Below are 24,877 nucleotides of genomic sequence, written 5' to 3'. Positions count from 1 at the left end.
AGATGGATATGAAACTTCAGCAAGTACAAGTATTAAAGCCTCAACTGACACAGGAGCTCAGGCAGGCTATCACGCTTCTTGGCTATCATTCGGCAGAACTCGCCGAATACATTGATGAGCTCTCGCTGGAAAACCCTCTTATTGAACGAAAGGAAACAGACACACCGCCACTATCTTACCATAAAACAAATAAAAACAGGATGAATCCACAGGAAGCAGGCCTTCAATTAAGTGAACCGCAAAAAACATTGCAGGATGTGTTAAAACAGCAGTCACTCGATATGAATCTGACAAACTCTGAAAAAAAGATTTTCAATTATCTGATTCATTCGCTGGATTCAAACGGGTACTTGGAAGATGATATGGAGGAGGCAGCACGGCGACTATCTGTTTCGACCAAGGAAGCGGAAGCAGTTTTGGCAAAGCTTCAGTCGTTAGAGCCAGCTGGAGTTGGCGCAAGATCTCTGCAGGAATGTATTCTTCTCCAATTACAGCGGCTGCCGAACAGAAATGAACAAGCGGAAATGCTTGTTTCAGCTCATTTTGATGCTTTTGCGCAAAAGAACTGGAAAGCGCTTTCAAAGGAAACAGGTATTCCGCTTCATACCATTCAAGATATCTCTGATGACATCGCAGCTCTCCATCCAAGACCGGGCCTTCTGTTTGCCCAGCCGGAGCAAGATGTGTATATCGAGCCTGACATTTTTATTACCGTGAAAAACGGGCATATCGCAGCGGAGCTGAATACCCGTTCATTTCCAGAGATCGACCTGCATCCGCAGTACAGACCGCTTTTATCTTCCGGCTCCTGTCAGGATACCGCCTCTTATTTATCTGAGAAATACCAGGAATGGCGCTGGCTGAGCCGCGCGCTGCGACAGCGAAAACAGACGATTACGAGGATTGTCAATGAGCTGATCACACGGCAAAAGGAATTCTTTTTGAAAGGGCGAAGCGCAATGAAGCCGCTGACTCTCAGAGAGGTAGCCGACTGCCTAAGCCTCCATGAGTCAACTGTGAGCCGGGCAATTAAAGGGAAAACGATACAAACGCCGTACGGGCTGTTTGAGATGAAGCTCTTTTTCTCAGCAAAAGCTGAGGCTTCAGGAGATGGAGATGCGTCTAACTATGCAGTCAAAACGTATCTGGAAGACCTGATCAATCAAGAGGACAAAACAAAACCGCTCTCAGATCAAAAGCTTGCCGATGTGCTCTATGAACAGCACGGCATCCAAATTTCGAGACGCACAGTCGCTAAATACCGCGACCAAATGAACATTCCGTCGTCCGCAGCGAGAAGACGGTATAAATGAAAACCTCCCTTGAAAGGAGGTTTTTTATTGTAGTGCTAACTTCACAAATTATAAAGCATGCTTTACGTTAAAATGATTTCATTGTACAATTAATGGAAAAAGAGGTAACTCCTTTGAAAAATAGGTTGGTAGAATACAGAAAGAAATATGGATATTCACAAGATAGATTAGCTGAACTGCTAAATGTCAGCAGACAAACGATTATATCAATTGAAAAAGGTAAATATAATCCTTCTTTGCCACTAGCATTCGCAATCGCGAAAACGTTTCATACAATTGTCGAGAACATGTTTTATGAAGAAGAGAATGAGAGGTGAAATTCATGAAGTTACAAAAGGTTTACTTCATAATTGGCGTTTTATTCACAATGATTTTACTTACAAAAACCTTTTTTCAAATCGCGACACATTCTGTTTCCTTTACTGAATTATTAATGTGGGGAGCTCTGTCTTATTTAAGTTTTGCTGCGGGCTATATTTATCCGCATTTCAAAGAAAAAGATGAAAGAGCAACCTTGATTAAGCAAAAAGGAATGCAGTACGCGCTTTACTTTGTATTGATATACTGCGTAATAATCATGTTCAGTATGCAATTCAGCACAGTGGCGTTATCGGCGGTTGAAATTATGAGGATTTTAGTATCCTTAACCATCATTACGACCTTCTCATCGTGGGTAATCTTATCAAAAAAATACTAGTAAATAAGAACTGGCGGACTTGACACTCTGCCAGTTCTTATTATTCTTTCTCGATTAACTTGACTGATCAGACAGCATCATCCTCCTGGAATCATCCAGCTGAACACATGATGCTGCAAAAAAGTGATGATACAAATGAGCAGCAGCAAAAACAGGCTGTGCTTAATGGTAAAGCGGAAAAGATCTGACTCCTTTCCGGCGAGTCCTACCGCGGCGCACGCCACCGCAATTGACTGCGGAGAAATCATTTTTCCTGTGACACCGCCCGAAGAGTTGGCGGCGACAGAGAGAACAGGGTCCATGCCGACCGATAACGCGGTGACTTTTTGCAGGTTGCCGAACAGCAGGTTGGCAGACGTATCCGAACCGGTAATGAAGACACCGAGCCAGCCGAGAACAGGCGAAAAGAAGGTAAACATCGAACCCGTCAGCGCGAGTGTCATTCCGAGTGTCGTACTCATTCCCGAGGAGTTGGTGACATAGGCAAAACCGACGACAAAAGCGATGGTCAAAATCGGAAACTTCAACTCTTGGATCGTTTCTTTAAAAACAGCTCCCCAGTCTTTCCACGAAATGGCGGTGATGAATTTTGACAGCACAGCGGCAATCAATATCGCGGTGCCGGCTGAACCAAGTACCTCTAGCTTGTAAACTGCTTCAATCGGCGCACCATCGGCATTGACAATTTGATTGTTCAACAAAGGCACACCAGGGGCAAAAGTCAGTTTTTCGCCAACTGCGTTCAGCCACTTCAAGAAAACAGCAGCGCCTTCATAATGTCCGGTTAGCGCGGATTTGACAGTTGGAATGCCCCACACAGAAATCATCACCGTCAGCAGCAGAAATGGTGACCAGGCTTTAAAAATCTGTCCGCCGCTGTACGCAGGTGCTGCCGGATTCGATTTCGCCGTTTCAATCGCGGCGGCAGATTCCTGTTCACCGGCAAACCGGAATGTTGTTTTCGGTTTCCACCATTTCAAAAACAAAGCAAGCGCAGCCATCGAAACAAGAGCCGACAAAACATCCGGCAGCTCAGGCCCTAAGAAATTGGAACTGAGATATTGAACAACAGCAAAGGAAACACCGGAAACGAGAATCGCCGGCCAGACCTCCAAGGCTTTCCTGAACCCGCTCATGATGATGATTAAATAAAGAGGAATAAATACGGATAAAAACGGCAGCTGCCGCCCAACCATTTGCGAAATCTCCATCGCCGGAATCCCCGTCGGCCCTTCAACGGCTGTAATCGGAATCCCAATCGCGCCAAAGGCGACCGGCGCCGTATTGGCGATCAAACAGATTCCTGCTGCATAAAGAGGGTTGAAGCCGAGGCCGACCAGCAGTGCAGCAGAAATGGCGACCGGCGCTCCAAAGCCGGCAGCTCCTTCTAAAAAAGCCCCGAATGAGAAAGCGATCAGGAGCGCCTGAAGCCGGCGGTCATCCGTAATCGAGAGAACAGAACTGCGAATGATATCAAACTGTCCCGTTTTCACGGTGATCTTATACAAGAAAACAGACGTCACAATGATCCAGCCGATCGGCAAAATCCCGTATACGGCTCCTTGTGTCGCGGACATCAGCGCTTTTTCCGCCGGCATCCGATAAACCAATACAGCAATGATGAGCGCGATTCCCAATGTGGATAAACCCGCTGTATACCCCTTCATCCGTTTGATCGCGAGCGCCCAAAAAAAGAAAATAATCGGTACAAGTGCAGCAAGCGCTGATAAAAGCAAATGTCCCCCTATAGGCGTATATGCCTGTGTCCATTGCATCCCAAACCCCTCCTTAAAACATAAACTGGCGTTATGTGTAAGCGGTTTCTAAAGATGATATGATCATCTGATGACTGGGTAATAAGACCAGTTACCTAGCATTATATTTTGAAAAAAATCAAAGTACAAGACTTTTTGACAAAATTGTCTAAATCTTTTGGCGGCCCCGAAAACAGAGTATAATAGATCGTAACCAGCCAGGTCTACAAGTTACGGGGTGAATTGCATTGAAATACAAACAGATTAAAACAAAGAAAATATATGAAGAAGTAGCGGATGCACTATTAGATATGATCAAAAACGGCGAATTGAAGCCAGGAGATAAATTAGACTCTGTTCAGGCGCTTTCCGAAAGCTTTCAAGTCAGCCGCTCAGCAGTTCGCGAAGCACTATCAGCGCTCAAAGCGATGGGACTTGTCGAAATGAAACAGGGAGAAGGCACATACCTGAAGGAATTTGAGCTCAATCAGATTTCACAGCCGCTCTCAGCCGCCCTTCTCATGAAAAAAGAGGACGTCAAGCAGCTGCTTGAGGTCAGAAAACTGCTTGAAATCGGTGTGGCGTCATTAGCTGCTGAAAAAAGGACGGAAGCTGATCTCGAAAGAATACATGCTGCGTTAAAGGAAATGGGCAGCATTGAAACGGACGGGGAGCTGGGCGAAAAAGCAGACTTCGCATTTCATCTCGCGTTAGCTGATGCTTCTCAAAATGAACTTCTTAAACACTTGATGAACCATGTGTCATCATTGCTGCTGGAAACGATGAGAGAAACACGGAAAATCTGGCTGTTTTCTAAGAAGACCTCAGTTCAGCGGCTGTATGAGGAGCATGAGCGGATATATGAGGCCGTGGCATCACGGGATGGAGTGCAGGCAGAAGCCGCCATGCTGGCGCATCTAACGAATGTGGAAGATGTTCTTTCGGGATATTTCGAGGAAAATGTGCAATAACCAACTCATTTCCCGGGCAATTCCGCAAGTGCAGCATGAGACGAACAACCGAGACTGAGCCGCAAATGGTTCAGTCTTTTTACTTGTAGCAGCACTTAACATTTGTGAAAAACAAAGTGAAATATTGTAGTGAAATGAAAGTGAGCTGAATAATGGAGGCTGATGCCATGGCGACAATTAAAGATATCGCACAGGTAGCGATTTTCGATTCAGCTCCTGATCCCGATCAATTTGACTCGGTCAAGCCCGATTTAGCTCAAATGACAAGGAAGACAGTAAATATCCTGAGCGGGAAAGGGCATAAGAGTATCGGTAACATCAGCTTCACAAAGTATGTCTCGCCAACTCTGACGACGCTTCATATTGATATCATGAATTATGCAAATATGCTGTTGAAATGCTGCTTGAACAAATGCAGGACAAAAGAAGAGTGGTAAAAACATAATATGTGGCCGCGGAATTCATCGTCAGAAAGAGTATGAATTAAGAATGGCTTAGGAGACTAAGTCTTTTTTAGGTAAAAAATTTTATTTATAGAGGTAAATAGTTTGTTTGCTCATTTTTCCAGTCGTGCTATATTATTTTTGAAGCGCTTTCATACCTAGCGAAAGGGTGACAGTAAGTGTAAATGGCGAAAAAGTATTTCTCACTCTTGCTCTGCGCGGCTGTCAGTTTATCCTTGGTGGCTTGCGGCCTAAAGGAAAGCAGCAGCGCCGTATCTAGTTCAAAAGAGGTCGGAGCTTGTCGTGTGGGAGGATAAAGAAAAGAGCATCGGCATGAAAGACGCCGTTGCCGCGTTTGAAACAGAGCATGATGTGAAAGTCAAAGTGGTTGAAAAACCGTATGCTCAGCAGTTTGAAGATTTGCGTATGGACGGTCCGGCTGGGAATGATCAATAGCCACTGGTTATTAAACTTGCTTTGTATCGGAGACCTGATCCCGATGAATACGTATTTGATGAAAGGGTACATGGATTCCATTCCGATGGATGTAGACGAAAGCGCCAAGATTGACGGGGCCAGCAGCACAAGAATTTTCTTCCAGATCATTCTGCCATTATCAAAACCGATGGCGGCAGTGGTCGCTATGAACGGCTTTACCGGCCCGCTCGGAGATTTTGTGCTGTCCTCAACGATATTGAGAACGCCTGAATCATATACATTGCCCGTAGGTCTATTCAATTTAGTGAATGATGTCATGGGGGCCAGCTATACGACCTTTGCAGCCGGAGCCCTGATTATCAGCATACCTGTTGCCGTCATCTTTATCATGCTGCAGAAAAATTTTGTGTCCGGATTAACCGCAGGGGGAACAAAAGGTTAAGAAAATAAGGAGGAGAATGTGATGTCAAAGCTTGAAAAAACGCACGTAACAGGGGCGAAATTTATGCTCCATGGAGGAGACTACAATCCTGATCAGTGGCTGGATCGTCCTGATATTTTAGCTGATGATATCAAGCTGATGAAGCTTTCTCATACGAATACGTTTTCTGTCGGCATTTTTGCATGGAGCGCGCTTGAGCCCGAGGAGGGCGTGTATCAATTTGAATGGCTTGATGATATTTTTGAACGGATTCACAGTATAGGCGGGAGGGTCATATTAGCAACACCAAGCGGGGCGCGTCCTGCCTGGCTGTCGCAAACGTATCCTGAGGTTTTGCGTGTCAATGCCTCCCGCGTCAAACAGCTGCACGGCGGAAGGCACAACCACTGCCTCACATCTAAAGTCTACCGTGAAAAAACGCGACACATCAATCGGTTACTAGCAGAACGATATGGCAATCATCCTGCGCTATTAATGTGGCATATTTCAAATGAATACGGTGGAGAGTGCCATTGTGAACAATGCCAGCATGCTTTCAGGGAGTGGCTGCAATCGAAATATGACAACAGCCTCAAGGCATTGAATCACGCCTGGTGGACTCCTTTTTGGAGCCATACATTCAATGACTGGTCACAAATTGAAAGCCCTTCGCCGATCGGTGAAAATGGCTTGCACGGCCTGAACTTAGACTGGCGACGGTTCGTCACCGATCAAACGATTTCGTTTTATGAAAATGAAATCGTTCCCCTGAAAGAACTGACACCTGCTATTCCTATCACAACGAACTTTATGGCTGACACACCGGATTTGATTCCGTATCAAGGCCTCGATTACAGCAAATTTGCGAAGCATGTCGATGTCATCAGCTGGGACGCTTATCCGGTCTGGCACAATGACTGGGAAAGCACAGCTGATTTGGCGATGAAGGTCGGCTTTATCAATGACCTGTACCGAAGCTTGAAGCAGCAGCCTTTCTTACTAATGGAGTGTACGCCAAGCGCGGTCAATTGGCATAACGTTAACAAGGCGAAGCGCCCTGGCATGAATCTGCTGTCGTCCATGCAGATGATTGCCCACGGCTCGGACAGCGTTCTCTATTTCCAATACCGCAAATCGCGCGGCTCATCAGAAAAATTACACGGGGCAATCGTGGATCATGACAATAGCCCAAAGAACCGGGTCTTTCAAGAAGTGGCCGAAGTTGGTGAAACATTGGAACGGCTATCAGAAGTTGTCGGGACGAAGAGGCCGGCTGAAACGGCTATTTTATATGACTGGGAAAATCATTGGGCGCTCGAGGATGCTCAGGGGTTTGCGAAAGCGACAAAACGTTATGCGCAAACGCTTCAGCAGCATTACAGCACGTTCTGGGAACACGATATCCCTGTTGACGTCATTACAAAAGAACAAGATTTTTCACCATATAAACTGTTGATCGTCCCGATGCTATATTTAATCAGCGAAGACACCATTTCCCGTTTAAAAACGTTTACGGCTAACGGCGGCACCTTAGTCATGACATATATCAGCGGGATTGTAAATGAGCATGATTTAACGTACACAGGCGGTTGGCATCCGGATTTGCAAGCTATTTTCGGAATTGAGCCTCTTGAAACCGACACGCTGTATCCGAAGGATCGAAATGCTGTAAGCTATCGCAGCCAAACATATGAAATGAAGGACTATGCAACCGTGATCGATGTAAAGACCGCATCAGCTGAAGCGGTGTATCAAGAAGATTTTTACGCGCGTACGCCAGCGGTGACAAGCCATCAATATCAACAGGGCAAGGCGTATTTTATCGGTGCGCGTTTGGAGGATCAATTTCACCGGGATTTTTATGAAGGACTCATCTCAGACCTGTCCCTTTCTCCTGTTTTCCCGGTTCAGCATGGAAAAGGTGTCTCCGTACAAGCGAGGCAGGACAAAAACAATGATTATATTTTTGTCATGAATTTTACCGAAAAGAAGCAGCTCGTCACATTCGGTCAGAGCGTGAAGGATATGATGACAGGAGAAATATTATCAGGCGACCTGACGATGGAAAAGTATGAAGTGAGAATCGTCGTACACACACATTAGGCTGATGCTCCGCTCGATATGGGCGGATTCTTTTTCTAGCATATTTAGAAAAGCGCTTACTTTAGAGTGGGGGTGGAATCATGAGGAGCAGAGTGAAATTATTCTTTGCGGTTGCCATCGTGTGGGATGCATTCAATTCAACGGGATATGCCGCTGCCATTGAGGGGGAGAAACATGTGCCAGAGCCTCGGACAAATGATCTTTTCGTTAAAAAAGTAGAGGGCATGAACAAGGGCTTTATCAAAGGGGCAGATGTGTCCAGTGTTATTGCTCTAGAAAACAGCGGGGTCACCTTTTACAATACAAGCGGAAAACGCCAGGACATTTTTACAACCTTAAAACATGCTGGCATCAACTATGTTCGCGTCCGCATCTGGAATGACCCGTATGATTCAAATGGCAATGGGTATGGTGGGGAAACAATGATGTTCAAAAAGCCATCGAAATCGGAAAAAGAGCCACAGCAAATGGAATGAAGGTGCTGGCAGACTTTCATTATTCTGATTTTTGGGCCGATCCTGCAAAACAGAAGGTACCCAAAGCTTGGGCGACTCTCAGCTTTGAAGCTAAAAAAACAAAGCTCTATGAGTATACGAAACAAAGCCTGCAAAAGATGATCAAGGAAGGTGTCGACATCGGCATGGTTCAAGTCGGAAATGAAACGACAGGGGCATTTGCAGGTGAAACCGATTGGGCGAAAATGAGCCAATTGTTTAATGAAGGAAGCCGAGCGGTCAGAGAGAAAGACCCAGGCATTTTCATCGCACTGCATTTTACCAATCCTGAAACGGCAGGAAGGTATTCATTTATTGCAGAAACACTCAGCAAAAACAAAGTGGATTATGATGTGTTTGCCAGTTCGTATTATCCTTTCTGGCACGGCACATTACAGAATTTGACCTCTGTGCTGAAGGCAGTCGCCGATACATACGGCAAAAAAGTCATGGTGGCGGAGACATCATACACCTATACCGCTGAGGATGGCGATGGGCATGAAAATACAGCGCCAAAAAGCGGGCAAACACTGCCATATCCAATTTCCGTTCAAGGGCAGGCGAATGCACTACGAGATGTGATGCAGGCCGTAGCGAATACAGGCATGGCAGGACTTGGCGTTTTCTATTGGGAGCCGGCGTGGATTCCAGTCGGGCCAAAAACACAAGTAGAGAAAAACAAAGTGCTGTGGGAAACATACGGGTCAGGCTGGGCCTCCAGCTTTGCTGCTGAATATGATCCTGAAGATGCCGGGAAGTGGTATGGGGGAAGTGCTGTGGATAACCAAGCTTTGTTTGATGTTAACGGACACCCGCTGCCTTCCTTGCAGGTGTTTCATTATGCGGAGTCAGGCCATACCCCCGAAGAAGCGCTGAAACATAAAAATCCATGAGATGTACCTATCTCATGGATCATTTTATTTTACATCAACTAGTATAAAACATTCGTCATCACTTTTATGATGGGCTTCTTTATGATGATTCAGTGATGTAAGGATTTTCTCTTTCAGGTCAGTAATAGGCAAATCGGGATGATCCTTTAATAAATCAAATAAATAACATGAAGCCGTAGGGTCCATCACGCCATCCGTATACAAAAGGAGCCTTCCCCCCTCAGTGTATGGAAGGCTGCTAGAATGAAACACCGTGTCTTCAAACATCCCGATCGGAGGCGCGGTAGCGTATAGCGGATTTTGGGTTCCGCTGGCGCCCTGCCATAATGCCGGCGGATGTCCTGCGTTGACATAATCAATTTTTTGCCGGGCTGTATCAATCTCAAGATAAATGGCCGTGCAATAATGTCTAGCTTCCTCATCATTTTGAAACAAGCTGTGGATGTGGCGGTCTAATTCCTTCATGACTTTGACGGGACTGAGACCTTGCGTGATCTGGCGCTGGAACAAAGGATGAAGAGACATCGTAATCATAGCAGATGAAATCCCATGGCCCATTACGTCAAGGATAATAATGCCGTAGCGAGTGGCATCGATTTGATAGAATCCGTATAAATCCCCCGATAACTCACTGGATGCTTTGTAATAAGCGTCAATCTGAATTTGATCGTTTACAATCGATTCAGTCAACGAGTTTTCTTGGATCTTTCTGGCGAGCTCAAGCTCTCTTTTGGTATTTAATTTAAATTGCTGATTTTGTTTGTTGGTCTCAAGAAGTTCTTCTTGTTTGGCCTTCAGCGTTCCCAAGGCAATTTCTAACTCCGCATTGGCTTTCTGCTTGGCAAGCAAAGCTTCCTGGGCTGCATTTTTGGCCATCAGCAGCTCATTTTCATATTCATTTCGCTTCCGCATCGGAATCAGAACACACTCGGTCATAGTTGCTCCGTGATCAGCTCGCACAACGGCATTGACAAGAACTGGGATTTCTTCCCCGTCTCTTGTATTCAAGGACATGTACATTTCTTCGATGCTGTGCTCCAGCTTTAAAAGCGGAACAAAATAAAGCTGGTAGAAAAGCTGTGCGGACACGGTCAAAATTGTATCTATATGCTGGCCGATAACCTGTTCATGCTCATAGTTCAAGATGTTGAGCAGGGTACGGTTGACTGCTACTATCGAACCCTCTTCTGACAAAGTGAGAAAACCACATGGTGCATTATTCAATTGTTTGTCCATTTAGAGGGTCACCTCTATCCCTTTCGTTCCTCTATATCACACGTGTACTTTCAAATAATCGTGGATCAGTTGTATTGTTTCTTCAGGATGGCTCATGTGAGGGCAATGTCCGCGAGCTTCCATTTGTTTCAGACTGCTATCAGGCAGATGTTTATGCATATACTCACCTACTGTTGCAGGAGCAATGATATCATCTGCGCATTGAAGAATAAAAGAGGGAACTGCTACCTTCGAAAGATCCTCCCGATGATCTGAAAAAAATGCGGCTTTCGCGAATTGGCGGGCAATTACAGGATCAGTGGAACAAAAACGGCTTTCAAGCTCTTCCTTGATTTCAGGCCGATCTGGCTGATTCAGAATGGTAGCTGCAAATACAGTAGCCCAGCCTATATAATTTTTCTCCATCATCTCCAGCAAACCAAGAAGCTGCTCCTCCTCAAATCCTCCGTAATACTCAGGCGGATCATTTAAATAGCAAGGAGAAGGTCCCACCATCACGATATGTGAGAACAGCTCCGGGCGGCGGATGGAAGCCAGCATGCCAATGACAGCCCCAACAGAGTGCCCCACAAACACTGCCTTTTCCAGATCTAAAGCTTCACAAACATCAAGAACATCTTGGGCATAGCCATCGAGTGTCCTGTAACGATTCGGGTCATATGCGCGTAAATCCGAATTCCCTGAACCGACATAATCAAATAAAATAACCCGATACTCTTCTTCGAAGGCTGGTGCCACGGCATTCCACACACTTTGATCACACCCAAAACCAGGTGCGAAAATGATAGATGCTTTGCCGTTACCACTCACCTTCACATGATTTCGAGACAAAATCGCTTTGTTCATGATTGGCTCCTTTCAGCCGGAAAATAAAGTTCAATATGTATATCATACCACTCATAGGTTGTAATAGTGTGTTTTTCAATAAAAGTTAGTTTAAAAGAAAAAGGCGGCATAGGCAAGCTAGCTGAATTGAAAGATGGAGAGAGGATGGATTGTCTAGAACACGGCGGTAAGAAAGAATATGACATATGTCACTTTGATATCATGACACCCTATACTAACGCCATCTTCTCCGTCATTTTACAATCAATGTAAGTAATCAGGAGGTGCTCATGTGATGAATGAGGCAGTATCAGTAAGCAATGTGACGAAACATTTTCAGCAAAAAACAGCTGTAAACAACATCAGCTTCAGCATTGAAAAAGGAGAAATTGCAGCCATTCTCGGGCCGAATGGGGCAGGGAAGACGACCGTTATCTCTATGATATTAGGATTGCTGAAACCAAGCGAGGGAGATATCAAACTATTTAACCGCGTACCCAATGATCAACAGGTGAGGGAAAAGATGGGCGCGATGCTTCAGGACGTGAGTGTCATGCCGGGTCTAAAGGTGAATGAAATCCTCGAACTCTTCCGAAGCTATTATCCGCATCCATTATCTATGAAAGAACTCGTTGCGTTAACAGCACTCACAAAAGATGATTTGAAAACAAGAGCAGAAAAATTATCAGGCGGACAGAAACGTCGTTTGAGCTTTGCTTTGGCTCTTGCCGGGAACCCGGAGCTGCTTATATTCGATGAACCGACAGTCGGAATGGACACATCTTCAAGACATCGATTCTGGCAGACCATTCATGGACTGGCGGACCAAGGAAAAACGATTATTTTTTCAACTCATTACTTACAGGAAGCGGATGATGCCGCTCAACGAATCTTATTTTTTGCTGACGGGCGCCTTGTAGCAGACGACTCGCCAATGCAAATCCGCTCAAGGATTCAAAAACAGTCTGTTTCCTTTACGCTCCATTCAGATGAATCATTGGAAAGGCTGTCCCGTCACCCGGAAGTAGAGCAAGTAATCCAAAAGCATAAGAGAACCATCATCCACACATCAAATACAGATAAAGTGTTAGTGCTGATCTTTCAAGAAAACATACATGCACGCGATATCCGGGTTGAGCAAGGAACGCTCGATGAGGCATTTCGCCAGCTGGCTGACGGAATTAGGGAGGGAATCTGAGTGAACATGCTGCAAAAGCAAAGCATCGCTGAAATGAAAAGGGTGCTGAGGAATAAGTATTTTGTGCTTTGGTCGCTGATCATGCCGATTGCTTTTTATTATCTTTTTACAAATGTAGTAAATACCAACGTACCTGATCAACGCGCATGGGACGCCCATTACTTAATGTCGATGACAGTCTTCAGTGTGATGGGATCCTCTATCATGACGCTTGGCATCCGTATGGTTCAAGAACGGTCACAAGGCTGGACAGCTTTTGTCCGCATTACGCCTCTTCCGGATCATATCTATTTATCAGCTCAGATGATCGGCCAAAGTGTCATTCACGTTTTATCCATTACCGTCATTTTTCTGTTCGGCGCAATGATCAATGATATTGCCTTGTCACCGTTTGAATGGTTTATGAGCGGTTTATGGATTTTGTTGGGCGCATTGCCGTTTTTAGCGTTAGGCACACTCATCGGCCTCATGAGAAAAGTAGAAACAGCAGCCGGAATCAGCAACGTGCTTTACATGCTGCTCGCTTTAGGCGGGGGCATGTGGATGCCGTTTGAGGTTATGCCTGATATGATGCAGAACATTGGCCGTTGGCTTCCGTCTTATCATTTCGGGAGCGGGGCGTGGGAACTTGTCCGAGGCGGGAGTCCAACCTGGAAGAATATTCTGGTATTGATCGCTTATTTGACGATCTTTATGCTACTATCTAAATATATAAGAAGAAAACAAGAAGCGGTGTAATATATGAAAAAGGCAATATCCATTCTCCCGAAGCAATTCGGGTTTTTCCCTTATATCTTTCTGGTGTATACGGTTATGCCGTTCCTCTCTTTATTGAAAGAATCAGGCATCAAACAGGTGATGGGATATGTCATGCTGATCTTTTTTGTCATGGCATATCGCCAGTTGTTCTGCAGTGTGGACAGAGCTTCGTTTACGTATTGGCTTATCGTGCAAATGGCGGTTATCTTTATCTATAGTGTGTTTTACAATATCACCTATATCTATTTAGGTTTTTTCCCGGCAAACTTTGTTGGTTATTACAAAGAGAAAACAAAGTTTAACCGTGCGTTCTGCGGTTTACTCTTTATGCTGCTATTTCCATGTTGTTATCAATTACTTGCGAATTCGGCCTCGCTCCGGGAGCTTTTTTCTGTTCTCCCGTTTCTTGTCATCATGCTCATTTCTCCATTCGGGATCCGTTCTTTGTTTCGGAGAATTGAACTCGAAACCAAGCTTGCCCAAGCCAACGAACAGATAAAAGAACTCTCTAAAAGGGAGGAGCGCGTCCGAATCGCCCGTGATCTTCACGATACCCTCGGCCATACTTTGTCGCTGCTTACATTAAAAAGCCAGCTGATTCAGCGGCTGGCAACATCTGATCCAGAACGGACCCGGCTTGAAGCAAAAGAAATGGAAACAAGTTCACGAGCCGCACTCAAGCAGGTTCGTGAGCTTGTTTCTGATATGAGAACAGTTACCATGACGGAGGAGCTCGCCAACATTCAGCACATATTAAGAGCGGGAAACATTACCTTTCAATACGAAGGGGACGAAGACTTTTCAGCAATATCTCCCGTCACGCAAAATATTATTAGCATGTGTATGCGGGAAGCCGTGACCAATATCATCAAGCACAGCAATGCCACCCACTGCGCCATCACCATTGCCCGGTTTGCTGACAAAATGCGTATTGTCATACGGGATGACGGAAAGGGAGCGGCAAAGGTGAAAACGTTTGGGAATGGCCTGCGGGGAATGGAAGAACGGCTCATGCTCATTGAAGGGGGATTAACGCTTTCAGCTCATAACGGAACGGTTGTGACACTGACAGTTCCCCTTATTAAAAAAGCAGAATGATAGGAGGGCGAAGGAAATGATTCGTCTGTTTATTGCTGAGGACCAGCGAATGCTTTTAGGCGCTTTGGGATCTCTGCTTGATTTAGAAGAGGATATGACAGTCATCGGACAAGCATTAAACGGGGAAGAGGCGCTAAAAGCCATTTTGAAGCTGGAGCCTGATGTATGCATCATGGACATTGAAATGCCGGTTCGAAGCGGGCTGGATGTGGCGGAGGAATTAATGCAAAAAGGCTGCGGCAGCAAGGTTATTATTTTAACCACTTTTGCCCGCCCCGGATATTTTGAACGCGCCGTCAAAGCCGGCGTACATGGCTACCTGCTGAAAGACGGCGAAATTGACGATCTGGCCGACGCCATCCGAAAGTGTATAAAGGGAAAACGAGCCTTCAGCCCGGAGCTGACGTTTAATATGATGCGAGACGAAAATCCGCTTACAGTAAGGGAGCAAGAAATTCTGCGTCTGGCGGCTTTAGGCAAGACAACAAAAGATATTACGCTGGAACTCTATTTATCTCAAGGCACAGTCCGAAACTATATATCAGAAATCATCCACAAGCTCGATGCGAAAAATCGAACAGAAGCAGCCAGCATTGCTGAGGAAAAGGGCTGGATTTAATGGACACCTGGTTATTAATAGCCAGGTTTTTTGTGTTCATCTGGTCATGTATGGTTGCAATATTCAGTATAACTGTATATGATAAAATTATACAGTTATACTGAATATTGGAGGCTGCTGCATGAAAGAAAATAAGCATTTGCCGCTGACTGAGACTGTTTACTATGTTCTTTTGTCTTTGTTACAACCTGCTCACGGTTACATCATTATGCAAAATATTGAAAAGCTTAGCGGCGGAAGAGTGAAAATGGCGCCTGGAACTCTTTATGGAGCAATTGAAAACTTATTGAAGCATCAATTGATCGAGCCTTATCCAAGTGAAGATCGCCGCAGAAAAACATATATCATCACTGAACTTGGAAGAAATGTGTTGTGGAAGGACATGGAGAGAATGGAGCAGTTGGTTGACATAACGAGGCAAGAAGTAAATAAAAAGGGGGAGACCAAATGAAAAAATACAGATATTTTATGGACATAGACAGTGAGGAAAAATGGCTAAATAAGATGGCAGATAAGGGGTGTGAATTAAAAGGGAAATGTTTTTTATCCTATTGTTTTTCAGATGAAGCATCCTCAGACAACTCTACCATCAAAATAGACTATCGCACCTTTAAACATCCGGGAGATTTTACTGATTATCGGACTCTTTTTGAAGACAGCGGATGGAAGCATCTTTTCAGTTCACAGGGCCTGCATTATTTTAGAAAAGAGAACGCCAGTGCATCAGACGATATTTTTTCTGATACAGAATCCAGAGCTGGAAAATATAAACGCCTGTTGCAATCGTACTTTGCACTTTATTTTATATTCTTATCCTTCATCCCGATTCTCTTTACTACCAATGCTTTGACAGCTGACTTATTTATCCGTCCCCAGAGTTTGTATTATACGCCGGGCCTGTGGGATAAGACGGGAGTAGCTTTTATCAGCGCCTTTTTGTTTGAAACACCTTTTGCACTGATGAGAGGGGGAGCGGGCTGGATTGTACTTCTAAGCACGCTTAGCTTCTTTTATTTATTTGTGAAAACATATACAAGATACAGAAATTTCCTGTATAGCCGTTAAAAAGTGTATGGTGCTATGAACGTCTGTCGAGTAAAACAGGCGTTTTTTTATGCCAGAATGTTAAGAAAGCCCTTTCCTTCCATTGTCAGAATAGTGTACGATATTCATATAGTTATTTTAACTCAGGTCATCAGATGACCGGATCATATATTGGGGATGAGAGAGGGGTTCATCATGAAAGTCTCACTTTTTGTCACTTGTCTTGTTGATATGTTTCAAACAAATGTTGGAAAAGCAACGGTTGAGCTGCTGGAGCGGCTTGGATGTGAGGTTGATTTTCCAGAGGGGCAGATTTGCTGCGGGCAGCCGGCTTACAACAGCGGCTATGTGAATGATGCCAAAAAAGCAATGAAACGGATGATTGAAACGTTTCAGGATTCCGAATATGTCGTCAGCCCTTCCGGTTCCTGCACGACGATGTTCCGGGAGTATCCGCACCTCTTTCGGGATGACCCGAAATGGGCCGATAAAGCGCGAAAGCTTGCCGATAAAACGTATGAACTGACGGATTTTATCGTGAACGTCCTTGGGGTAGAGAATGTCGGCGCGGCCCTTCATACAAAAGCAACCTTACATACGTCGTGCCATATGACAAGGCTGCTCGGGGTTCAAGAGGAGCCAATGAAGCTTCTGAGTCATGTGAAGGGGCTAGAATTGACAGCGCTTCCGGGCAAACATAACTGCTGCGGATTCGGAGGAACGTTCTCCGTCAAAATGGCACAGATCTCTGAGCAGATGGTCGATGAAAAAGTCGCATGTGTGGAGGAAACGGGAGCAGAGGTGCTGATCGGTGCGGACTGCGGCTGCTTGATGAATATCGGGGGACGGCTTGATCGTAAAGACAAGAATGTCAAAGTGATGCACATCGCCGAAGTGCTCAACAGCAGATAAAACTGGATTCAGAGGGGGAAAGGATCATGGCGATGAAAATCGGTACTGACGCTTTTAAAGAGCGGGTATCACAGGGGATCGATAATGAATTTATGAGAGGCGCTGTTTCGGGGGCGCAGGAGCGTTTGCGGACACGGCGCCTTGAAGCAGCCGAAGAGCTGGGAAACTGGGAAGAGTGGCGTTCGCTATCAGAGGAAATTAGGCAGCATGTTCTTGAAAACCTCGATTTCTATCTCGGCCAGCTAGCCGAAAATGTGGCGAAAAGAGGGGGGCATGTCTATTTCGCGGAAACAGCGGAAGAGGCGTCTTCTTATATTCGCGATGTCATTCAAAAGAAGAACGGGAAGAAAATCGTAAAATCAAAATCAATGGTCACAGAGGAAATCAATCTGAATGAGGTGTTGGAACAGGAAGGCTGCGAAGTCGTTGAAACCGACCTTGGCGAGTATATTTTGCAGATTGATGATCATGATCCGCCATCACATATCGTAGCGCCAGCCCTTCATAAAAATAAAGAACAGATACGTGATGTATTTAAAGAAAGACTGGACTATCAACATACAGAAAAACCGGAAGAGCTAGTGATGCATGCGCGCGCCATCCTCCGGGAGAAGTTTCTGGAAGCGGATATCGGCATTACCGGCTGTAACTTCGCCATTGCTGATACGGGTTCTGTCAGCCTTGTGACCAATGAAGGAAATGGGCGGCTTGTGAGCACCTTGCCGAAAACACAAATCACCGTGATGGGAATGGAGCGGATTGTTCCGTCATTTTCAGAATTTGAAGTGCTTGTCAGCATGCTGACAAGAAGCGCTGTCGGACAGCGGCTGACAAGTTACATTACGGCTTTAACAGGTCCTAAGCTGGAAGGGGAAGTGGACGGGCCGGAGGAATTCCATCTTGTCATTGTGGACAATGGCCGGTCCAATATTCTTGGAACGGAATTCCAGTCTGTGCTGCAATGTATCCGCTGTGCCGCCTGTATCAATGTTTGTCCTGTGTACCGCCATGTCGGCGGACACTCATACGGCTCTATCTATTCGGGGCCGATCGGAGCGGTTTTATCACCGTTGCTCGGCGGTTATGACGATTTTAAGGAGCTGCCGTACGCGTCTACATTGTGCGCGGCTTGTTCAGAAGCCTGTCCGGTCAAAATTCCGCTTCATGAGCTGCTTCTCAAGCATCGCCAGAACATCGTTGAAAAAGAAGGCAGAGCGCCGATCAGTGAAAAGCTTGCGATGAAAGCGTTCGGACTTGGCGCGTCATCTTTACCGCTCTATAAAATGGGCTCAAAATGGGCACCAGCCGCCATGACGCCTTTTACAGAGGACGAAAAAATTTCGAAAGGGCCCGGCCCACTCAAAAGCTGGACACAGATCCGTGACTTCCCAGCACCGCATAAATCGAGATTCAGAGATTGGTTTACGGACAGAGAAACAAGTGAACGCACGAAGGAGGAGCAGTGATGACGAAGGGAACCGTTCAGAATCAGGAGAGCTTTTTAAACCGGATCGCATCACGTCTGGGCCGTGAAAGAAGAACAGGAGGCGTGGCAGTTCCTGAGTGGGCGCATCAACCGCAGTATCAAACACTTAAAGGGTATTCAGCGGATGACTTAGTCACAGTCCTCAAAAACCATTGTGTCAAAATCCATACAGAGCTTATTGAAACGGATTCAACCGGCCTATACGATGCCCTCCGCGAGCAGGTCAGCAGGTTTTCCGGAGGCCCTGTCATTATTCCAATGGACCCCCGCTTTGACGCATACGGACTAAAAAGCCTTCTCGCCAAAGACTGGCCGAACGATGGAACGCCGGTCTGGGAGTGGGATGCTGCTAAAGGCGAAGAAAATATCAAAAAAGCGGAGCAAGCCAATGTAGGTATAACATTCAGTGAGATCACACTGGCAGAGTCGGGGACGGTTGTTCTCTTTTCCTCAAAAGACATCGGCCGGTCTGTCAGCCTTCTGCCGACAACCTATATTGCGATTGTCCCGAAATCAAGCATCGTGCCGAGAATGACCCAAGCCAGTGATATTATCCGCCAAAACATTGCGGACGGCGTCACTGTTCCCTCATGCATCAACTATATTACTGGACCGAGCAACTCAGCCGATATTGAAATGGATTTGGTTGTCGGGGTGCACGGACCAGTAAAAGCCGCATACATTCTCGTCTCGGACCGCTGATTATAAAAGCCCGGCAGCATATGCCGGGCTTTTAGCATGTCGACAAACCCTCGTATTCGTTGTGCCTCCAATACCCAAAAAAACTTCAATTATCCAATTTTTTGGCCGATGAGAAGAGTATGACTTGAAAAAGGAGGAAATACGATGAAAAAATGGCTGATTATAGCTGTTTCACTGGCAATTGCGATCGTGCTGTTTATGTATACAAAAAATGAAGCGAAGGCAGCCGGCGTGACATTAAATTACACGACTGGGGATACGGCCTCATACAATTCTCTTACGAAATATCATACATACATGAATTCCATCGCTACAGATACGTTTGCGTTTGAAAAAAACGGACATGTTATTGGCGAAGCCCCAGGCAAGCAGCTAACATATGCGAACAAGAAAAAAATCAAAACATGGGCTGTCATTTCAAACTATAATGACGCCATTTACGATTTTGACGGTGATTTAGCCAAGCGGGTCATGAGTAATAAAACACAGCGAAAAAACGATTCACAGATCAGCTAATAGCACTTGCCAAAAATCACTTATACTACGGTATCAATATCGATTTTGAAGCAGTGAATCCAGCAGACCGATCCAAATACTCACGCTTCATTCAAGATGTCTCTCAGGCCCTGAAAAAGAAACATATTAAAACAATGGTTTCTGTTCCCGCCAAAAGCGCCGATGATCAAAAGGATGACTGGAGCTGGCCGTATGATTATGCCAAAATCGGTAAATATGCGGATTACGTGCAGGTGATGACTTACGATGAACACGGGATTTGGGGCGATCCGGGATCAGTGGCGAGCACAAGCTTTATCAAAAGCTCTCTACAGTTTTCAGTCAAAAAGATCAAAGCCAATAAAGTCCTATGGGAATCCCGGCTTAGACTGGGATGTGAAAGACGGAAGCGGCAGCACAATGTGGGAATGGAATGAACTCAAGTCCCTTATCAAAAAACAGAAAGCAGAGCCGGCATTCAACAAAAAATCAGGTTCGATGACGTTACTTACGTTGACAAAAAAAGCATAAACATGTCGTGTGGTATGAAAACGAAAAAACCGTTCAAACGAAGAGCCACCTGGCAAAGCAATATAAAATAGCAGGTGTCTCAGTCTATGCATTAGGAAACGAGTCAGAATCCTTTTGGAAAGCCATTCAAAAAGGGATAAAATAACAATTTCTTTTTTTCTGTAGTTATTGACAGGGAAAAGAGAAGCACGTATATTATGTTAATATATTCAGATCATAAAATTTAAGTTTTTCAGAAAACGAAAACACATAGATTGGGAGCAGTAAAAGAAAGGTATCAGAACAGAGAGCTGCGGGATGGTGCGACGCAGCCTGATTCTTCTTTGAACTCGCCCGGGAGTGGTAAGACGAAACGGAATAGATTGAATATTCCCCATGTTTTAACGGATAACCTTCGTTACAGGTCAAAAGCTGGATTCTTCATGAAGAATCAACAAGAGTGGTACCGCGGTCAGCCGAAGGCTCGTCGTCTCTTTATCTATTAGATTAGATAGGAGACGGCGGGCTTTTTTGTTTTTGAAAATGAGAAGGAGAGGTACAAAAGGATGAAAAAGGACAATCAGACGTTAAAACGCACGATGACGTCCCGCCATATTATGATGATGGCGCTGGGCGGAGCAATCGGTGCAGGTTTATTTAAAGGGAGCAGCTCAGCGATCGATATGGCAGGGCCATCTGTCATTATCGCTTACCTGCTCGGCGGCATTATTTTGCTGTTTATTATGCAGGGGCTCGCGGAAATGGCTGTGCGCAACCGAAACGCCAGAACCTTCCGGGATCTTGTTCAGCAGGTGTTGGGAAATTACCCTGCTTATTTCTTGGATTGGATATACTGGAAAATGTGGGTGCTTAACATTGCGGCTGAAGCTGTTGTGGCTGCGATTTTTATTCAATATTGGCTGCCGGGCTGCCCGATCTGGGTTTTGGCATTAGGGATTTCTTTTATCGTCACGATTGTGAACTTGCTTTCTGTTAAAATCTTCGCCGAAACCGAATATTGGCTGGCAATGATCAAGATTACTGTTATTATTGTCTTTATTCTATTAGGGTTGTTGCTCTTATTTGTATCATTCGGTGATCATACAGCTGCCGGGTTTTCAAACCTGACAGAGCACGGCGGATTTTTCCCGCACGGCGGCACAGGGCTGATTACGGCGATGCTTGTCGTGATCTACTCTTACGGCGGTACAGAAATTATCGGTGTGACGCTTGCTGAGACAAAGAACCCGGAAAAGGTTGTCCCGAAAGCTGTCCGAAGCACACTGACACGGATTGTCGCGTTCTACCTGCTGCCGTTTTTCATCATCGTCAGCCTGATTCCATGGAATCAAGTGAATTCCGTTCCGGAAAGTCCTTTCGTCATGGTCTTTAAAATGGTAGGTATTCCGGGCGCGGATCATATCATGAACGCAGTCATTTTGCTGGCGATCATTTCTTCTATGAATTCAGGTTTATACGGATCATCACGCATTTTATATACACAGGCTACTGACGGAAGGCTTCCGAAGATCTTTTCGAAGCTTTCATCGAAAAATGTACCGATGTTTGCAATTCTGATGTGCACTTCCTCTCTCTATATTGGCGTATTGATTTCTCTGTTCGCAGGAAGCCAAACGTTTAATTACTTAATGGGATCATTGGGGTATACCGTTTTATTCATTTGGCTGATCATCGGATTCGCTCATTTGAAATCGAGAAAAGAACAAACAGAAACACCGGCTTATTATGTAAAATGGTTCCCGTACACCACATGGTTTGCGATACTGGCGTTACTTGCCATTCTGATCGGCGTCATCCTGACAACGTCAATTGTCATTACCAGCATTACTGCGGCGATCTACCTTTTGATTACAGTTGCATATGTGGTCAAAGGGCGCAAGCATCAGTAAATAAGGAACCCTCTTGTCACATTCGACAAGAGGGTTTTTATTATTGGCAAGCCTTCTTATTTACAAAGATCGCCAGAGCGTGTGGTGACGAGGGATTTGGACACGCAGGTGTACCGTGATGTACAGCTTGCAGTTCCGTCGCTAAAGGAGGCTTCTCTGGCGGCTAAACTATTTATTGATATGGCTCAGGAATTGTTTGCTGCAGAATAATGGTAGCAATCGGTTCGTTTTATATTGTTCGAATTTCATCGAATCAAATTATTTTATTCCTGATTGCAGTTATGTTATGGTGTGAGAGAAGTCCTTTCGATCATGACTTGACAGCTTGAGGCTGTTTACTGATATCACAATTGCAAAGGAGAAAAACATGTCTACTCAACAACGCAAAGATACCTTGCTTTCTGTCTTGAATTTATCTCCGGTTGTTCAGGGAGGGACGGTTGCAGAATCATTCCAAAACAGCATGGACTTGGCGCGCCGTGCGGAGGAGTGGGGCTATCACCGCTACTGGCTCGCTGAGCATCATAATATAGAAGGTGTCGCAAGCTCTGCCACCGCTGTTCTGATCGGCCATATTGCCGGCGGCACAAAAAAAATTCGCGTCGGCTCCGGCGGCATTATGCTTCCGAATCACTCTTCATTAGTGATTGCTGAGCAATTCGGCACACTTGAAACGCTGTATCCCGGACGGATTGATCTGGGGCTCGGACGTGCGCCGGGAACAGACCAATTGACAGCAAGAGCGCTCCGCAGAAACATCAGCAGCGGTGAAGATTTTCCAGAACAATTAGAGGAACTGCGCAATTACTTTAAACCGTCCGGAAATGTGCGCAATCAAGTCCGCGCCATTCCGGGAGAGGGCATAGATGTGCCGATTTGGCTGCTGGGATCAAGCGGCTTTAGCGCCCGTCTGGCAGGTGAACTGGGTCTTCCGTTTGCATTCGCTGCTCATTTCTCACCGGCCAATACCGTTCCCGCTCTGGAGCTGTACCGCAACTCCTTCAAGCCATCAGAAGTGCTTGATGAGCCGTATGCGATGGTCGGCGTCACCATTATCGCGGCAGATACAAACGAGAAAGCGCAACATCTTGCGACTTCGCATTATCAAAGATTTCTTGACCTTGTCCGCGGCACGCCGAACCAGCTTAAGCCGCCTGTTGAGGATATGGATCAAATCTGGAGCCCATATGAAAAAGCGATGGTCAATGAGCAGCTGAGCTCAACGATTGTCGGCGGCCCGGAAGAAGTGAAGGCGAAGCTCGAAGACTTCGTCAAAACGACACAGGCTGATGAAATTATGGTCAATTCAGAAACCTTTGAACACGCAGATAGAATGCGTTCGTTTGAAATCATTGCAGACGTTTGGAAAAACAGATAACAGCTATAAAAAAAGCAATGTAGAGGGGAGACCCATACATTGCTTTTTTATTCATTCAGTTTTCGCGCCGAATGGCGGATGATTAATTCAGGTTCAAAAGTGACATCTTCCTGATTTGGCCTTTTATGCTCCAGACAGTCAATGACATATTTCGCTGCTGCCTTTCCAAGCAGGGATTTCGGGTGCTTGACAGAGGTTAATTTGACCTCGGAAATTTGCGCAAAATGAGAATCATCATACCCGACGATAGACATATCCTCCGGTACTTTTATATCCATCTTCCGCAGCATATCAATCACCTTCAGCGCAATTTCATCGTTATAACACAGAATGGCTGTCGGCATATGCCTGCTGTTTTTTTCCAATATGGCCTTCACTTTCTCCAGCAGCCTTGATTCTTTTTCTTCTGTCGTAAATGTCACGATCATATCCGGAGAAGGGAATAACTCACGCTCCCGGTGTGCCTGTATAAACCCGTTCATCCGCTTCACACCTTGTGTGTCATCAGCTTTAAAAATACCCATTATGTGCGTGTGGCCGAGAGAAAGGAGATGCTCCGCCGCCATCATGCCGCCTTTCACATCATTCAAGGTAAAACTCGGTGCGGCAAGCTCAGCATAGGACGCGTTAATCATTGCAAAGGGGATGCCGTTTTTCTCCAAATTCAGATAGTAGCCGATGTTCGGCGTTTGCAGGGCGCTTTTTGTCGGTTCCACGATGAGTCCGTCAATATGCTGGGACAGCAGGTTTTCTAACCCTCTTCTTTCATTGTCTGGGTTGTTGTTTGTGCTTGTCAGCAGCATGGAGTACCCCTGCTCGCTTAAATAAGACTCGATACCTCTAATGATGCTTGGGAAAATATAGTCTGATATGTAAGTTGTCAGAACACCGATCGTTTTATTGGAATGCAACGCTGACTTGGCAGAGCGTGAAGCGACAAAGGTGCCCCCGCCTTGCACACTGTACAGCAGACCTTGTGATACGAGGTCTCCGATTGCTTTGCGAATAGTATGCCGGCTGACGCCAAATTGCTGCATTAATTCATTTTCGGTAGGGATCTTTTGATCAGGCAGTATTTTGCCTTGGTTAATCCATGAACTGATTTCTTCTTTTACTTGCGCGTATTTTGGTAACATATCCATTCCTCCAAAATGTATACGGACAAATTTTAGTATATC

At 45.5% G+C, this 24,877-nt stretch carries 20 protein-coding genes, 6 pseudogenes and 1 other annotated feature; of the genes and pseudogenes, 22 read left to right on the top strand and 4 right to left on the bottom strand.

The features are described from left to right. Positions 1–2 precede the first annotated feature (2 nt). The 3 genes from rpoN (at position 3) to Q3W56_RS02475 (ending at position 2,010) form a co-directional block, all read left to right on the top strand. On the top strand, positions 3–1,313 hold the full coding sequence (rpoN, locus tag Q3W56_RS02485) for an RNA polymerase factor sigma-54 (protein ID WP_302894368.1): 1,311 nt from the start codon (positions 3–5) through the stop codon (positions 1,311–1,313). 113 nt (positions 1,314–1,426) lie between these two features. Then, positions 1,427–1,630, top strand: coding sequence for a helix-turn-helix transcriptional regulator (locus Q3W56_RS02480; protein WP_302894367.1), 204 nt, complete (start codon positions 1,427–1,429; stop codon positions 1,628–1,630). 5 nt (positions 1,631–1,635) lie between these two features. Next, positions 1,636–2,010: a hypothetical protein gene (locus Q3W56_RS02475; RefSeq protein WP_231559196.1), complete on the top strand. Its 375-nt coding sequence runs from the start codon at positions 1,636–1,638 to the stop codon at positions 2,008–2,010. 77 nt (positions 2,011–2,087) lie between these two features. Here Q3W56_RS02475 and lutP read toward each other — a convergent pair whose 3' ends face one another. Continuing rightward, positions 2,088–3,785 carry an L-lactate permease LutP gene (gene lutP, locus Q3W56_RS02470; protein WP_302894366.1) on the bottom strand — a complete coding sequence of 566 codons (1,698 nt, stop codon included), beginning with the start codon at positions 3,783–3,785 and terminating at the stop codon, positions 2,088–2,090. Between the two features lie 227 nt (positions 3,786–4,012). On the opposite strand from lutP, the gene lutR reads away from it, so the two are divergent. The 6 genes and pseudogenes from lutR (at position 4,013) to ganB (ending at position 9,527) form a co-directional block, all read left to right on the top strand. Continuing rightward, positions 4,013–4,735 (top strand): L-lactate utilization/bacilysin biosynthesis transcriptional regulator LutR, encoded by a 723-nt coding sequence (gene lutR, locus Q3W56_RS02465; protein ID WP_019715781.1) that lies wholly within the window; start codon positions 4,013–4,015, stop codon positions 4,733–4,735. A gap of 161 nt (positions 4,736–4,896) precedes the next feature. Further along, positions 4,897–5,180, top strand: a pseudogene (locus tag Q3W56_RS02460) (substrate-binding domain-containing protein); the annotation flags it as partial. A 183-nt stretch (positions 5,181–5,363) separates the two neighbouring features. Then, positions 5,364–5,622 (top strand): annotated as a pseudogene (locus tag Q3W56_RS02455) (cyclodextrin-binding protein); the annotation flags it as partial. After that, a pseudogene (gene ganQ / locus Q3W56_RS02450) lies at positions 5,618–6,058 on the top strand (galactooligosaccharide ABC transporter permease GanQ); the annotation flags it as partial. The pseudogenes Q3W56_RS02455 and ganQ, both read left to right, overlap by 5 nt. Before the next feature lie 18 nt (positions 6,059–6,076). Next, positions 6,077–8,140, top strand: coding sequence for a beta-galactosidase GanA (gene ganA / locus Q3W56_RS02445; RefSeq protein ID WP_302894365.1), 2,064 nt, complete (start codon positions 6,077–6,079; stop codon positions 8,138–8,140). An 80-nt stretch (positions 8,141–8,220) separates the two neighbouring features. Beyond that, positions 8,221–9,527 (top strand): annotated as a pseudogene (gene ganB / locus Q3W56_RS02440) (arabinogalactan endo-beta-1,4-galactanase). Between the two features lie 24 nt (positions 9,528–9,551). Here ganB and rsbP read toward each other — a convergent pair. Together rsbP and Q3W56_RS02430 are read right to left on the bottom strand one after the other, a co-directional pair. Further along, positions 9,552–10,763, bottom strand: coding sequence for a phosphoserine phosphatase RsbP (rsbP, locus tag Q3W56_RS02435; RefSeq protein ID WP_302894364.1), 1,212 nt, complete (start codon positions 10,761–10,763; stop codon positions 9,552–9,554). Positions 10,764–10,799: 36 nt separating this feature from the next. Continuing rightward, positions 10,800–11,609 carry an alpha/beta fold hydrolase gene (locus Q3W56_RS02430; RefSeq protein ID WP_302894363.1) on the bottom strand — a complete coding sequence of 270 codons (810 nt, stop codon included), beginning with the start codon at positions 11,607–11,609 and terminating at the stop codon, positions 10,800–10,802. 271 nt (positions 11,610–11,880) lie between these two features. Here Q3W56_RS02430 and Q3W56_RS02425 point away from each other — a divergent pair, with 271 nt between their 5' ends. From Q3W56_RS02425 to Q3W56_RS02365, 13 genes and pseudogenes are all read left to right on the top strand, one after another. Continuing rightward, positions 11,881–12,786, top strand: a complete 906-nt coding sequence (locus Q3W56_RS02425; protein ID WP_302894362.1) for an ABC transporter ATP-binding protein — start codon at positions 11,881–11,883, stop codon at positions 12,784–12,786. After that, a complete protein-coding gene (locus Q3W56_RS02420) occupies positions 12,787–13,524 on the top strand; it encodes an ABC transporter permease (protein WP_302894361.1) in 738 nt (245 codons plus the stop codon). A 3-nt stretch (positions 13,525–13,527) separates the two neighbouring features. Continuing rightward, positions 13,528–14,643: a sensor histidine kinase gene (locus Q3W56_RS02415; RefSeq protein WP_302894360.1), complete on the top strand. Its 1,116-nt coding sequence runs from the start codon at positions 13,528–13,530 to the stop codon at positions 14,641–14,643. 16 nt (positions 14,644–14,659) lie between these two features. After that, the gene (gene yvfU / locus Q3W56_RS02410; RefSeq protein ID WP_268398874.1) at positions 14,660–15,262 is read left to right on the top strand and encodes a two-component system response regulator YvfU; all 603 of its coding nucleotides are present in this window, start codon (positions 14,660–14,662) and stop codon (positions 15,260–15,262) included. A 121-nt stretch (positions 15,263–15,383) separates the two neighbouring features. Beyond that, the gene (locus Q3W56_RS02405) at positions 15,384–15,713 is read left to right on the top strand and encodes a PadR family transcriptional regulator (RefSeq protein ID WP_302894359.1); all 330 of its coding nucleotides are present in this window, start codon (positions 15,384–15,386) and stop codon (positions 15,711–15,713) included. Beyond that, positions 15,710–16,327: a DUF2812 domain-containing protein gene (locus Q3W56_RS02400; protein WP_302894358.1), complete on the top strand. Its 618-nt coding sequence runs from the start codon at positions 15,710–15,712 to the stop codon at positions 16,325–16,327. Before Q3W56_RS02405 ends, Q3W56_RS02400 begins: the two co-directional genes overlap by 4 nt. 174 nt (positions 16,328–16,501) lie before the next feature. After that, entirely contained in the window at positions 16,502–17,218 is a 717-nt protein-coding gene (lutA, locus tag Q3W56_RS02395; protein ID WP_302894357.1) for a lactate utilization iron-sulfur protein LutA, read from the top strand. Positions 17,219–17,244: 26 nt separating this feature from the next. Then, positions 17,245–18,684 (top strand): lactate utilization iron-sulfur protein LutB, encoded by a 1,440-nt coding sequence (gene lutB, locus Q3W56_RS02390; protein ID WP_019715768.1) that lies wholly within the window; start codon positions 17,245–17,247, stop codon positions 18,682–18,684. After that, a complete protein-coding gene (gene lutC / locus Q3W56_RS02385) occupies positions 18,684–19,406 on the top strand; it encodes a lactate utilization protein LutC (protein WP_302894356.1) in 723 nt (240 codons plus the stop codon). Before lutB ends, lutC begins: the two co-directional genes overlap by 1 nt. A gap of 144 nt (positions 19,407–19,550) precedes the next feature. After that, positions 19,551–20,577: pseudogene (locus Q3W56_RS02380) on the top strand (glycosyl hydrolase family 18 protein). A 96-nt stretch (positions 20,578–20,673) separates the two neighbouring features. Beyond that, positions 20,674–20,909: a binding site (T-box leader), on the top strand. 68 nt (positions 20,910–20,977) lie between these two features. Beyond that, on the top strand, positions 20,978–22,321 hold the full coding sequence (locus Q3W56_RS02375; protein ID WP_019715766.1) for an amino acid permease: 1,344 nt from the start codon (positions 20,978–20,980) through the stop codon (positions 22,319–22,321). Between the two features lie 72 nt (positions 22,322–22,393). Further along, a pseudogene (locus tag Q3W56_RS02370) lies at positions 22,394–22,531 on the top strand (LysR family transcriptional regulator); the annotation flags it as partial. A 157-nt stretch (positions 22,532–22,688) separates the two neighbouring features. Continuing rightward, positions 22,689–23,699, top strand: coding sequence for an LLM class flavin-dependent oxidoreductase (locus Q3W56_RS02365; RefSeq protein ID WP_019715764.1), 1,011 nt, complete (start codon positions 22,689–22,691; stop codon positions 23,697–23,699). Between the two features lie 47 nt (positions 23,700–23,746). Here the strand turns inward: Q3W56_RS02365 and araR are convergent, their stop codons facing one another. Then, complete coding sequence (araR, locus tag Q3W56_RS02360; RefSeq protein ID WP_302894355.1) at positions 23,747–24,835, bottom strand: arabinose utilization transcriptional regulator AraR; 1,089 nt, start codon at positions 24,833–24,835, stop codon at positions 23,747–23,749. Positions 24,836–24,877 lie beyond the last annotated feature (42 nt).

This window comes from Bacillus sp. C28GYM-DRY-1, assembly GCF_030519405.1.
Lineage (GTDB): Bacteria > Bacillota > Bacilli > Bacillales > Bacillaceae > Bacillus > Bacillus spizizenii_A.
This window is presented reverse-complemented; position numbering and strand designations above follow the sequence as displayed.

Coding starts and splice junctions, on each gene's coding strand:
- Q3W56_RS02365 (WP_019715764.1), top strand. CDS start 22,689: ATGTCTACTCAACAACGCAAAGATACCTTGCTTTCTGTCTTGAATTTA.
- lutA (WP_302894357.1), top strand. CDS start 16,502: ATGAAAGTCTCACTTTTTGTCACTTGTCTTGTTGATATGTTTCAAACA.
- yvfU (WP_268398874.1), top strand. CDS start 14,660: ATGATTCGTCTGTTTATTGCTGAGGACCAGCGAATGCTTTTAGGCGCT.
- Q3W56_RS02475 (WP_231559196.1), top strand. CDS start 1,636: ATGAAGTTACAAAAGGTTTACTTCATAATTGGCGTTTTATTCACAATG.
- lutP (WP_302894366.1), bottom strand. CDS start 3,785: ATGCAATGGACACAGGCATATACGCCTATAGGGGGACATTTGCTTTTA.
- rpoN (WP_302894368.1), top strand. CDS start 3: ATGGATATGAAACTTCAGCAAGTACAAGTATTAAAGCCTCAACTGACA.
- Q3W56_RS02375 (WP_019715766.1), top strand. CDS start 20,978: ATGAAAAAGGACAATCAGACGTTAAAACGCACGATGACGTCCCGCCAT.
- Q3W56_RS02405 (WP_302894359.1), top strand. CDS start 15,384: ATGAAAGAAAATAAGCATTTGCCGCTGACTGAGACTGTTTACTATGTT.
- Q3W56_RS02415 (WP_302894360.1), top strand. CDS start 13,528: ATGAAAAAGGCAATATCCATTCTCCCGAAGCAATTCGGGTTTTTCCCT.
- Q3W56_RS02400 (WP_302894358.1), top strand. CDS start 15,710: ATGAAAAAATACAGATATTTTATGGACATAGACAGTGAGGAAAAATGG.
- lutB (WP_019715768.1), top strand. CDS start 17,245: ATGGCGATGAAAATCGGTACTGACGCTTTTAAAGAGCGGGTATCACAG.
- Q3W56_RS02430 (WP_302894363.1), bottom strand. CDS start 11,609: ATGAACAAAGCGATTTTGTCTCGAAATCATGTGAAGGTGAGTGGTAAC.
- lutC (WP_302894356.1), top strand. CDS start 18,684: ATGACGAAGGGAACCGTTCAGAATCAGGAGAGCTTTTTAAACCGGATC.
- rsbP (WP_302894364.1), bottom strand. CDS start 10,763: ATGGACAAACAATTGAATAATGCACCATGTGGTTTTCTCACTTTGTCA.
- araR (WP_302894355.1), bottom strand. CDS start 24,835: ATGTTACCAAAATACGCGCAAGTAAAAGAAGAAATCAGTTCATGGATT.